This window comes from Clostridium cavendishii DSM 21758 (assembly GCF_900141845.1).
GTDB lineage: Bacteria > Bacillota > Clostridia > Clostridiales > Clostridiaceae > Clostridium_AG > Clostridium_AG cavendishii.
Map to the genome: position 1 here is coordinate 125,910 of NZ_FQZB01000006.1, position 13,333 is coordinate 139,242.

Sequence of the window (13,333 nt, forward strand, 5' to 3'; positions counted from 1 at the left end):
CATTTTTGTTATACTAGCACTAATATTTTGCATTTTTGCAATCCATTTTCTTACATTTAATTCATATAAATGTATTTAAAACTTTAAAGTTTTAGTAATTATAGAGTTTTAAATTAAACTAATTTAAATATTGTTTAGGAAGGGGATTTAAAAAAATATTAATAATCAATATTAAAAATACCAGTACAATTTTTAAGTATTAAACTAAATCTTATATATACTTTTAAAAATTATTTCTGGCAATAAATTAAAGTAAAGAAAAAAGGAGATTTTGATGTTTAAAAAAAGAAGGATAAGGATTTTGACATGTTTATTAATAATAACAGTGTCAATTTTGTCAGGGTGTTCAATTAATAAATTTACTAAAAATAATAAAAGTAATAGTAACTCAAGTATCAGTGATTCTAAAAATGGTAAAATTACCTTAACGACATCTAAAATAGATGATCAAACTAAAAATTCTAACTATGATACAGAAAAGAAAAAAGTAAAAGAATTTTTAGATAAATATTTTAAAAAGTATTATGAATGGGGATTTAATGATGCGTCGCCAAGTACATTAGATGAATTATATGTAAAAGATGCTATGCCATCAAATGTAATATCATTTGAATATTTGGTTGGTAAATATAAATGTAAAGTAAACGATTATGATTTTGATATAGCAAAAGTTGATACTCAAAATGGAAAGATAACTTCATTACTTGCTAAAGTTAATATGAATGTTAATGCAACTTTACCAGACACAGGTCAAAATAAAGACATTAAACTTTTATATGCAATAGAGCTTATACCATATAAAAATACTTATCAGGTAAAGAGTTTTTACCTTGATACAAAGGATAATATAAAAGATCAGGAACAAAAAATTGAAGAAAAACAAAATGGATATAATGATAAGACTAAGGCAAATGAAACAGTAACTGATTTTACTCCTAAGGATTCAAATAAAGTTTATGGTAATGTTCAATCAAATAGTGAAAAAGCAATTGAGGAAATAATACAAGAAAATGATCCTAAAACAGTTGCTTTATTAGTACCAAATGGTGATACCAAATATGCTATAGGCAGTGGTTTTTTTATAGCTCCTGGTATAGTTGCAACAAATTATCATGTAATAGATGGCGGTTGTAATGCATTAATCAGAACAAATGATGCAAAAATTTATGAAGCAGAAGGTATTATTGCAGCTGATAAAACAGTAGATATAGCTATTATTAAAGTAAAGAAAAAAATAGGACAACCAGTTCAATTGGGCGATGTGTCAAAAATCAAAAAAGGAGAAAAGGCACTTGCAATAGGTAGTCCTAAGGGATTATTCAATACTGTATCTACAGGAATAATATCAAACATTTGGAATGATGGAAAAGCAAATCAAATACAAATTTCAATTCCAATAACTCATGGTAATTCTGGTGGTCCTTTATTTAATTCAAAAGGAGAAGTTTTAGGTTTAACTACTTCAGGGATAGAAGCAGAAGGAGAATTGAATTTTGCAGTTTCAATTGAACATATTTATGATATAACAGATAAATTGAATAAAACTGACTTTGATAGTATAAAAGCTAAAAAATTATCCGATGTATTTAATAAAAAACCTATTTCTAATTTAAAAGCTTTTGCCTCAAAATTTGGAACTTTAATGGAATAAATAAAAAATAACTAATAAGTTTATTACTAATGGTGAATATATAAAAAAATGTTTATTATTACATTATAATTATTTACATCTTTTAATTATAAAGACTCCTTCCTACAAATCCATGGGAAGGAGTCTTATAAAAATTTATTAATAATAATCATAATATTTATTTTAATTGTTCTTAAACGTTCTCAATTTACATATATTTTTAATGAAGATAGAAAAATACATATTTAATCATATTAATTCACACTAAATATTATATTAAGATTCTTTTCTATAACTTAAATAATTTATCTAAACTTCTCAACTTATTTCTACAAATTAATCTCAGTATTACATTTCAAAGATTCCTTGCTTAAATTCAGTATTAACCATAAATTAGTAATAATGCAACAACAAAACCATAGTCTAAAACCTTGTATAGTAAAAATATGTATTTAAAATCTTATAATTTTAAGATTTTTTAAATAAATTAATAATATGAAAAAGGGGGACTAGCTATGAAAAGAAAAACCATTTTTCTGGTGGCATTATTTTTTGCCACAACAATGATTACACCAATTAGCGCAAATGCTCAAGAAAAGAAAGGGTATCTAAAATCATTAATTGAAGCAAAATCCTATACAGGAGATAACAAGTTGTTTGTCCAATGGGATGAATCTAAAGAAGTACCACGATTCATTTCAGGAAACTTAAGTCAATCTCCTGTGACTTCAAGTGCTACAGTTCAAAAATATTTACAGGAAAATTTAGATGCATTTAATCTAAAAGGGGGAGAATTTAAACTAATCAACACAGAAAAAGATAATCTTGGCTTCACACACTACAAATACCAATTTGAAGTAGACAACATTGCTGTTTATGGTTCAGAAATCATAGTTCATGTTAATAAAGATGGAGTTATCGATACAATTAATGGTCAAACAGAACCATCTGTTCCTATCTTAAAATATTCTCAAAACTTTAAAATATCAAAAGATAAAGCTGTAGATAATTCAATTGTAGAAACAGGTTTAAAAAAGGATGCAATAACTAAAAAAGATGTTAGTTCGGTTATATATGAAAATAATAAAACTTGGTCCTCTGCATATCAAGTTAATCTAAGCGGCCTAGGTTTTAACTGGATGCTTTTTATTGATGGAAATACTGGTAAAACAATAGATAAATATGATAATTTAGCTCATGACGCAGCTATTGGTACGGGCATAGGGCAACGTGGCGATACAAAAACTTTAAATATAAATAGCACAAGTAATGGCTACATTCTAGAAAACGTTTCAGGTCCTGGAAAAATTACAACTGCTGATGCATATAACGGAACAGAAGTTCCTGGCACAGCAGTTCAATCCTCCACTACTAATTTTAATACAGATAGAGGACGTGCTGCTGTAGATGCTCATTACTATGTTAGCAAAGCTGCAGAGTATTTTAAAAATAATTTTGGTAGGCAAGGCTTTGATGGACAAGGTAGTCCATTAAACGTAGCAGTTCATTTTGATGTAAATTATGTAAATGCATATTTTGATGGATATAATCAACTTGTATTTGGTGATGGAGATGGTAGAATAGCTGGAAACTTTGCAAAAGCTTTTGACGTTGTTGCTCATGAATTTACCCATGGAGTAACCGCAAACTCAGCTAGATTAACTTATAGAAATCAAAGTGGAGCATTAAATGAATCTTTTTCTGATGTTTTTGGTGCTATTATAGAAAATAAAACTGACGACCTTTGGACTATGGGAGAAGATTTAGGCATTCCAGGCCAACCTTTACAAGTAGCTAGAAACCTTTCTAACCCTAGGTTATACGGACAACCTGACAATATGTCTCAATATGTAAATACAACTGCAGATTCTGGTGGAGTTCATACTAATTCTGGTATCCCTAATAAAGCCTTCTACAACATTGCCACTTCTATCGGAACCGAAAAAGCTGTTAAAATTTATTATAGAGCTTTAACAACTTATTTATTTGCTTCTGCTAATTTCACAGATGCTAGATCAGCTATTGAAAAAGCAGCTAATGATTTATATGGTGTAAATGAAAAATGGAACGTTAGTAAGGGATTCTACGATGTTGGAGTAGGTGGAAATCCAGGCCAAGATCCTGGTCAAAATCTATCTTTAAAGGCTGCACAGCTTTCATCAGATAATCCTAATAATACAGGAAACTATAACTTAACTTTAACAGTTCCTAAAAATAATACTGCCAAAACAATAAAATTAACTGAAAACAACTCTACTGTAATTCTATCTCAAACTATTGATGCTTCAGCAAATGATATCGTTATCAACAAGGTATTCTCAAATAAAGCAGAAGGAACCTATAACTATGTAGCTGAAGTTAGTGATGGAACAAATACTTTAACTTCACAAATAAAGATAACAGTTAGCAATACTCAAACTCCAATATTGCAACCTGCAGATATTTCAGTTGATAATGCTACTAATAGTGGAAACTATACTCTTACTATAAAATTACCTAGCAATAATTCTGCCACAAAAGTAAGCCTTTTTGAAAACCTTTCAACAACTCCTATATTAACTCAATCAGTAAATGTATTACAAAATCCAATAACTTTAACAAAAGCCTTCACTAATAAACCTGAAGGCACCTATAATTACAGAGTTGATGTTTCAGATGGAATAACAACTAAATCCTCTACAATCAAAGTAACTGTAAAGCAATCTATACCATCAACTGACACTTGGAAAGAGAATGTTTTATATAAAGCAGGTGATAAAGTAATTTATAATAATGTTACCTATATCTGTTTGCAAGGCCACACTTCCCTAGCTAATTGGACACCTGATGTAGTACCTGCCCTTTGGCAAAGAGCTTAATCATAAACAAATGTAAAAGTAGCCCTTCCTACGGAATTCGTAGGAAGGGTCATTACATAATCTCTAATTAAATATTTTAACTTATAAAATTAAACAACCACTTTTAAAATGTTTCTATAAGGAAGAAATACAAGATCATCAACACTCAAATCTTCAATCTTAACTTCCTTTCTATCCTCTATTTTTATTTGTTCTTCATTTTGCCAAAATGGATAGACACATATCTCATTTGTCAATTTTAAAATATCTCTATATAAATTTTGTAGTTGTTCATAACCTTCATTAAAATCACTAAAATCATATTCTGCGATTTCTTTCTGATATTTTGATATATTGTAATATATTGAATCAAATAAATCCTTATTCTTATCCATATATTCGTTATACCTTCCAAAAGCTTTTTTATATTCTTTCTCTTTTTCTATTTCCCTAAACAACCTGTTAAGTTTTTCAAATCTATTTGCAGAACGTATTTTTTCTAATTCTTCAGATACTAGAAATTTTTCTAATCCCCATTCAATCTCTTCATCAGTCCAATCTGATACAATATCATGAAGTCTATAAGCCCTATTCCTCAACTTTTCTTTTTGTTTTTTAAATTTTCTAGCTTTTTTCTTATAATCTTTAGAACATTTTATTTTTTTCATTCTACTTAATTTATCTGTATCTTCAAGTTTCTTTTTTACTTTATACTCCTCAAAGCTATTAACATTCTCCTCCTGCAGTCTTGAAATAATACTATTACAATCACAATGAGAAGAAATATGATAGAACTCATATTTTTCTGATAAATCATCAAATTTATAATAACTTTCTTCTCTAATATAAAAATTATTTTTTTTAAAAACACTTATTACCTTTTCTCGTGGAATATTCTTAGGAATCATATACAAATTTAATTGACACATAAAATATTACCTCTCTTTAGTTTGTTTCAAATTATTCATTTTTAACTAAATATAGCATTCTACAATTAAAAAATTTAGGCCAAATTCTTTGCCTTTTTCAATAATAGTATTTACCTGATAACGACTAAATCTTCTGTTAAGTTCAACATTTTTATTACCCCTACCTAATCTCAAAAGTTCTTCATTTGAATACTCAATCATCGGATATAAGTTTCTTAATTTTACTATTTGTTTTAATACTGGCATCTCATTATTCCAAACAAAAACTAATCTATATTCAGGTTCTATTTCAACCTTAGGATTTAGTTTTAATTCAACCTTAAAAGTCTCTCCAGTTGCTGCACATCTATATATTTCATATCCTTCCTCAACCTTTATTAATGTTGGTATAGGTCGGCCTTTTTTTATATACTTAAGCAATTCATATTTAACAATTCTATTCCCATTTTTCAGCATAGCATCTTTAATCATCTTTTCTTCTTCACTGTCTTCAATAATTACTGCTGTAAAATCAATAATATTAAAAATCAATAACTTATCATAATTATCTATAAATAAAATATATCTGCTCTTTTCTAAAAAATTATTGTACTCATCCAAATTAATTTCTTTCATATTAATATTTTTTCCTTTAACAATTTGATTTTAAAGATTGTTTTAAGTTACGCTTTAGTAAGTATATACAAAACATTATAGTAATGGGAAATATAATAGCACTTAACAAGCCTATTTTTAATCCAAGCCCTGTTATAACATCAATATGTATCCAATTTTTAAACATCATATTTTTCTTTTCTACAAAACCAGAAACATAGCCAACTAAGCTTGGTCCTACAAAACAGCCAACATCCCCTGCTAATGCAAGCAAAGCAAACATAGTTGTACCACCCTGTGGACAATGTCTTGCTGATAAACTAAATACCCCTGGCCACATAATACCAACAGACAAACCACATAATCCACACCCAATTAGTGAGATAATAGGAATTGGTGCAAACACCGTAATAAGATAACTAATTACACAAAGTACGCTACTTAATTCAATAAATTTTTTCAAATTAATCTTTTCACCAAATTTGCCATAAAATGCACGCGATATTCCCATAAGAATTGCAAATAAACATGGTCCTAGCAAATCCCCCTTAGTTTTTGAAACATCTAGCCCAGCTTCTGCAAAAATAGATGCCCATTGACTTATAGCTTGCTCAGCAGCGCCTGAACATATCATCAATATAAAAAATAGCCAAAAACTTTTAAGTTTAAATATCTTTTTAAATGGCAATTTTGTTTCCTGATCACCAAATGTATTAATTGGTACCTTCGTAAACCATATAGCATTACAAAGTGGAACAATAGCCCAAAACATGGCTAAATAATTCCATTTTGCCACACCAAATATCGTGAAATAAATAGTAGAAATAATCACAACAGATACATGTCCCCAACAATAAAATGAATGTAACAAACTCATTGCTGAAGATTTTGCATCATTAGGCAAAGCTTCTACAATTGGGCTTATAAGAACCTCAATTATTCCTCCTCCAATTGCATACAATGCAATAGCAAATATTAACCCAGCAAAAGGACTAGGAAATATATAAGGAAATACAGCAAGTCCAATCAATCCCACCGCTGAAAAAATATGTGCTCCTACTATAGAAATACGATATCCAATCTTGTCCACAAATCGTGCTGATAAAAAATCCACCACAATCTGAGTACCAAAATTGAAAGTAACAAGTAGACTTATCTGTTCTAAAGATATTCTAAACTCTTTTTGAAAAGTCAAAAATAATAACGGTGCTAAATTATTAACAATTGCTTGAGTAATATATCCCACATAACTTGCGTACATAGTATGCTTATAATTTTTATTCATAAACCACCTCTACAAATCCTTTTCAATTGCTTATCGTCTATTCCTAAAGGGTGACCTACAAATGTACTCATAAGCCCCTAATTATTACTTATATTATACCATATCCCTATAGTCCCTAAAAAAATACAATAACTATTAACTTGAATAGCTATTGTACAATAAATACTTATGAACGCTGATATGAAATTATCCTCTATATCTAAAGATTACTCTCTATGATAAATTTTAGAATATATCTTTGGTAAATTTCTTACATCATAACCTCTGCTCTTTAAATATACAGTTAATTCTTCCCGACTTGGATATGAAAATTCAAACTTCTTAGTTTTATCCCCTCTTAAACCTCTGTTAATTGTCTCTAAACATATTCCAAATTTATTTGCAAATTTATCTTTATTATCAGTTATATATGTGTTTAAATTTTTATCTATAGCTTTAAAATATTTATTAGAGCTTCTACTTAAAATTAGCTCTATATATACAACATCATTGCTAATATATTTTTTTGGATTATTTCTATAATCAGTTATCATTTTAAACTTTGATTCCGAAAAAAAAGGCTTCAATCTATACCATCTTTCAAATTTCTGCTTATCTTTATTTGAGTTACACCTTCTGCAACTTGGAAGCACATTCCCTATTTTAGTAGCACCTTTATTATTTATTGATACTATATGTTCAAGAGCTTCATTATTATTATTTAAAATAGTATTACAATATGCACACTCATATTCCCCTTTTGCACTTTTAAAAAGTTCTTGTATTTGTATATATTCTTCTAATGTAAGATTTCCTATCGCACCTTTTTTATTAGCCCTTCTGTTAGCAAATCTTATAGATACCTTATCTAAATCTATTTTATTAACATATAATTCAGGTATATCAGACAAATCGGTTTTATCACATATATCATATTTTTCCCATAAATACTTTTGTGTTGTAAAATCATATTTTTTTTCTGCTTTTAATCTTTGTTTTATTGCATCTGACATTTTATCATACAAACCTAGATTAACTTTCCTTCCATTTACATGTATATATGATTCATATTTATTTCTAAGTCTACTCACTCCTATAACTTTAGATTTGCTAACTGATATCCCTTTACCATTTTCTCTTTCTAATTTCACTTCTAAATATTGTTTTCTATTATCCAACTTATCTTTCTTTAAATTTTCATCAAACTCAATACAATTCAAATGGTCTACAATATAATCAGAATCAAAACAATCCATTATATATCTATGCAAATATAGCTTTTGTCCATTTGCCTGAGTCTTTACATAATTTCCATCAAAACACCATTTGTATAATCTACACTTTTCAACATCATCAAAATCTATTTTAGTTCTACAAGCCTCTTGTCCTTTTTTATCATAAAGTATAATTTCTGCATAATCATCATGTAAAACTATCTCATTTCCATCTTTTTTGGTACGAGATAATATTTTTCCATGTCTCCTCATTTGCGCATTATGTTTTAAACATAAAAACATTTCATATTCCTTACAATAAAATACTTTACTATTAGAACTATCATTCTCACAACCTTCAACATTACAATGTTTTATAAAACTCTGTTTAGTTGTTTCTTCTATACTAGATATTTTTACATTTAAATACTCTTTTCTATTATCTAAATACCCATTAATATGTTTTATAATACATTTTTTATTATTACATTCCATAATATACTTATCTAGTCTTACTTCCTTATTTGCTATCTTTGTTACAATATATTTCCCGTTCAACCCCCATCTATAGCCTTTACATTTTTCAACATCCTCAAGATCTATAATTGCTCTATCTTTTTCCTTATTATTTTTATCATATAATATTATTTCTGCATAATCCTTATGTATATCAATCTCATTATTATCTCTTATAGTTCTTTCTAGTATGCATCCATTACTAAAAAACTGACTTCTATGTCTACTACATAAATACATATCTGCACCTGAACAATAATTTATACTAGTGTCTTCACTTGTTTTTTTACATCCTAGCACCTCACAACACCTTATGTCATCCAATTGCATCGTCCTCCAAATTCATAAATTCTCTACAAAACTTCCCCATTACAAATAATAACTATTAACATAATTATAAAATCTGTATTAAAAATAATATTATTTAATCTTATTTTTAATTACTTTTCATTTAAAATCTTTTCAACTTTTTCAATACTTATATTTAATGCTTTAGCAATGCTCTCAGGTCCCATTAGTGGTAAGTTTCAGGACCATACCAGTCAGTATAGCGATATACCTTTTCATTTGAATAATATTCTAACAATCCCTCAGCGTCATCCAATCTTATCTTTCTTAATCTTATCCTTTCTGTTTCTATTACAGGAAACTCCTTAAATATCTTTGTTAGCTTCATTTTAATTCTCCTCATTTCTTTAATTTTTGCTTTCATCAATTCTATACAATTTTATGGATAATCAGAAAAAGAATTTTCCTACCAGATAAATCCATTTGAATACAAAAAGACCATAAGAAGTTAAAGCCTTCTTACAGTCTAAAATATTGCAACCACTATTATAATTATAAAAATTACATATAAACATAAGTAATGCCCATTAATTAAAGCATTATATTCTGCTCACACAAAATCTTATAACAGAAGCTTAATAAAAAGCTCTACTTAATATTTAAACTCTACAATTTAAAATATTATATTATAATAATTAATTCTAGTAAAGCAAGTTATCTTCTAACCGCCATATTCATAAAAAGTACACCAAATAAACCTAAATAAAACTAGGCTTAGGAAACTCCTTAAAAAATACATATTAATTTTTAACAATTCATATTAGCAATTAGTTGTTTACACAACTTACATTCCCCTTTCATCATTTTTTAATATTGTACTATATTTTGTAACTTAACTAAATATTTGGAGAATTCTATCATATCACTTTAAAGTAACATTTAAAATTCTATGCTTACTTACAAAACCAGACTTTTCTAGTGTATTTTTAGACGCTATATTTTTTACATTGCAACAAGCCATTGGCTTTAAATTATTCCTATAACAATGTTCCTTAAGCTGGGTAACAATATAGATCCCGACACCTTTTTTACGATATTCTTCTGTGACAATCATTCCAATATCACCATATTGATCATTTGACTTAAATATTCTAAACTCACCTATTCCTAACAGAATGTCACAACTATATAGTACGAATAGTTGATTGTTTTCTACTAAATCTTCATAATAACCGTCAAATGCAGGGTCACATTTTATTTTTATAATTCCTATATCGTTTTTGTTAGCCAATCTGAAAGATATATCCTTAAAATTACTTAATTCATATTTAGTATTTTTATTATCACTAAAAAGATATTGATCTATTGATATACTCTTGTGATAATCAAGACATAAAGCTAGAAATTCTTTCTCTTTAGTAGAAACAGCAGCATTTTCCACAATATCACTTTCAATAATATATTCAAAAATCTGGGGTGCATGTACAAAATATTGTGACAAAATATAGAATTGTACTAAAGTCTTATGGGAATCTACAAAAAAATGACCTGCTTTTTCTCCATCATAAATAATTACATAACACTGAGCGTTACCTATCACTACATTTTCCCAATAACCATCTATTGGAGATTCTAAAGTTTTAATATACTCTTTAGCTAAAATAAATCTTTCTTCTGCTGATGTTACTTTTTCTAATTGTATCATCAAATCCCCCCTTTTAATTTTTTCTTAATTATACAAATTATATATGTATAGTTTAATATTAGCAAACCAGAAAAACAAGATTAAAAGTAAATACTTCAAAGACTCTACTAATGCTTTTATTTATTACAATCTGTTATTTTAATGTATTAATAATATCAATTTTTTTAGCAAACCACTCACATATTTCTTTATTTTGATTACTACTTGAAAGAAAATCAGATAATGGCTTTTCAAAATAATAAATATTTACACTTGTATCTTCAACACATCCATCAAATATATTTTCATTTTCCTTTATCTTATTTGTAATGTTCCCAAATTCACTATTGTTTTTTGCAATAACAAGACTAACAACCACCTTAGGTATTTTACCCTCACCTCTAAACTCAAATCCAACGATAACTTCTGAATATCCATCTCCAATAATATTTTCACTCCACATAACATACTGTTCATTTAGACATATTTGTTTAAGTCTTTCATAATCACGTTCATAAGGCTTTCCAAAACACTCTGTTAATTTTGGCTTAACCATATCTAAACACTCATCCATTTTTGCTATTGTAGCATTAATATTACTAAGAACTATTAAATCTTGAAAATTAAAATCTCCTGCACTTGACATACCTTCACCCCTTAAAAATTCTAAACATTCTTCTATAATCTTATTTTCTTTATATTGATTCAAAAATGCATATACATCACTCCACCTATATTGTTCAAAGTTAATATTTGAAATATCCTTTTTATCATAATACTTTGTACAATATCTTAAATACACATTCTTATTATCATTTACTTTTATTTCATTTAAAACTTTTGAATATCGTCCTAACTGTCGTTCTCCCTCTGAAGAATTAACCTTATTCTCAATAAAACAAATGCTTTCTTTATTCTTAACAACTATATCTATAATACAATCCATATCTCCTTGAAGATAATATTTTTCTTGAGAATCAATAGAAAATCCCGTACCCTCTATTAAAAGAAACTTATTAACAAACTTATCTAATAGTTTATTATCTTGCTCCAACGTTCCCACTATTATTTCAGTTGTAAAGTCTTCTAATGGAGTCTTACCTGAAGCCCCATTTTTGCTGTATAAAGATAATAACCTTTTATAAATACTAATTCAGAACACCCTCTTCCCTCTCAAATCCTTTCTTTTCCATGTTTATATACATTTAAATCGAATTATATCTATATTTTACCACTTTAGTATTAGTTTCAAATTATTATTTATAAATTTAAATATATTTTTAGCATAATAAAACGCCTTCCAAGTAAGCTTTTATTTAAAAGAAACTCTTCCTCATCAACATCCTTTGCAGTACCAAGCTGAAACATAACTGACTTTATGCCTACAAATAATTTTATATATAAAAAAATGATAGCTACCTATCTAAAAAATAAATAAGTAGCTATCATTTTCACTATCTAGTCTTCAAAGCATCAACAACCAAAATATCAGCAGAAACCCACTTTTGATCATCTAACTTACCAAAATCAATCCACTTAGCATCATTATGAGCATTCAAGCTTAAAGTTCCACCAGAAATCTCACAAATAAAACAATGCATAGTAAGATGAAAATTTGGATAATCATAATCAACAGTAGTTAAAAACTCTAATCCATTAATATCAAGTTCTAGCTCCTCCTTAATCTCACGAACAAGAGCCTCTTCCCTAGACTCACCACTCTCAACTTTTCCACCTGGAAACTCCCACATATTAACGAAATCCCCATAGCCTCTTCTAGTAATAAATATCTTATCATCCTTCTTTAAAATAGCTGCAACTACCTCTATAGTCTTCATATGCCAACCTCTATCTTAATAATAAATTTCTTAAACCATATTTTTATTATATAAGTTTTGTAATGAGTTAACAAATTTTTTCTAGAATATAAACACACTTGACCTAATAAATCATAATAAAATATTTATTTATAAGCTTATACTGCGACAATATTCCTTTCTATTTATTTTATAGAAAGAAATATTGTAAAAATATAATATTATTAGAGATTTAAAAATACTTCTCTAAATCCTCTACTTTTTCTAAATCAAAAATATCTCCGCCTATTACATCTAATTTATCTGCTGGAAGACTTGAAATCTTTTTCTTATATTCTTCTGGAAGTTTTTCAAACTTCTTTATCAATTGTTTTAATAAGAGATCTGCCTTCCATTTAGTCTCACCTATAGAAACTCCTTCTTTTCTTCCCTCTGCTTTATAATGCATTTTTCTTATTTCATCTATTGTCATCTTAAATACACCTACACTTCTATTCTTGTATTCTTCAAATCATACTCTAGTAATAAGTATGTCATCATTATCTTCTAAATAAATTGCC

General features: G+C 27.7%; 11 protein-coding genes. 2 read left to right on the plus strand and 9 right to left on the minus strand.

Features of this window, described 5'->3' with window-relative positions; all coding sequences use genetic code 11:
• Positions 1-274 precede the first annotated feature (274 nt).
• Together BUB01_RS06395 and BUB01_RS06400 are read left to right on the plus strand one after the other, a co-directional pair.
• A complete protein-coding gene (locus BUB01_RS06395; protein WP_072985872.1) occupies positions 275-1,651 on the plus strand; it encodes a S1C family serine protease in 1,377 nt (458 codons plus the stop codon).
• A 494-nt stretch (positions 1,652-2,145) separates the two neighbouring features.
• Complete coding sequence (locus BUB01_RS06400; RefSeq protein ID WP_072985873.1) at positions 2,146-4,488, plus strand: M4 family metallopeptidase; 2,343 nt, start codon at positions 2,146-2,148, stop codon at positions 4,486-4,488.
• A gap of 89 nt (positions 4,489-4,577) precedes the next feature.
• On the opposite strand, the gene BUB01_RS06405 is transcribed toward BUB01_RS06400, so the two are convergent.
• The 9 genes from BUB01_RS06405 to BUB01_RS06440 all read right to left on the minus strand — a co-directional run bounded on the left by BUB01_RS06405 (position 4,578) and on the right by BUB01_RS06440 (position 13,245).
• Complete coding sequence (locus BUB01_RS06405; protein ID WP_072985874.1) at positions 4,578-5,396, minus strand: hypothetical protein; 819 nt, start codon at positions 5,394-5,396, stop codon at positions 4,578-4,580.
• Between the two features lie 45 nt (positions 5,397-5,441).
• Entirely contained in the window at positions 5,442-6,011 is a 570-nt protein-coding gene (locus BUB01_RS06410; protein WP_072985875.1) for a hypothetical protein, read from the minus strand.
• A 16-nt stretch (positions 6,012-6,027) separates the two neighbouring features.
• Positions 6,028-7,275: an MFS transporter gene (locus tag BUB01_RS06415; protein ID WP_072985876.1), complete on the minus strand. Its 1,248-nt coding sequence runs from the start codon at positions 7,273-7,275 to the stop codon at positions 6,028-6,030.
• Positions 7,276-7,481: 206 nt separating this feature from the next.
• Positions 7,482-9,308: an HNH endonuclease gene (locus BUB01_RS06420; RefSeq protein WP_072985877.1), complete on the minus strand. Its 1,827-nt coding sequence runs from the start codon at positions 9,306-9,308 to the stop codon at positions 7,482-7,484.
• A gap of 190 nt (positions 9,309-9,498) precedes the next feature.
• Complete coding sequence (locus tag BUB01_RS22855) at positions 9,499-9,660, minus strand: GNAT family N-acetyltransferase (protein ID WP_143152460.1); 162 nt, start codon at positions 9,658-9,660, stop codon at positions 9,499-9,501.
• Between the two features lie 534 nt (positions 9,661-10,194).
• Entirely contained in the window at positions 10,195-10,977 is a 783-nt protein-coding gene (locus BUB01_RS06425) for a GNAT family N-acetyltransferase (RefSeq protein WP_072985878.1), read from the minus strand.
• 133 nt (positions 10,978-11,110) lie between these two features.
• On the minus strand, positions 11,111-12,019 hold the full coding sequence (locus tag BUB01_RS06430) for a PD-(D/E)XK nuclease family protein (protein WP_207649981.1): 909 nt from the start codon (positions 12,017-12,019) through the stop codon (positions 11,111-11,113).
• A gap of 391 nt (positions 12,020-12,410) precedes the next feature.
• Positions 12,411-12,794 carry a (deoxy)nucleoside triphosphate pyrophosphohydrolase gene (locus BUB01_RS06435; RefSeq protein WP_072985880.1) on the minus strand — a complete coding sequence of 128 codons (384 nt, stop codon included), beginning with the start codon at positions 12,792-12,794 and terminating at the stop codon, positions 12,411-12,413.
• A gap of 211 nt (positions 12,795-13,005) precedes the next feature.
• Entirely contained in the window at positions 13,006-13,245 is a 240-nt protein-coding gene (locus BUB01_RS06440; RefSeq protein WP_072985881.1) for a DUF4351 domain-containing protein, read from the minus strand.
• Positions 13,246-13,333: the final 88 nt, after the last annotated feature.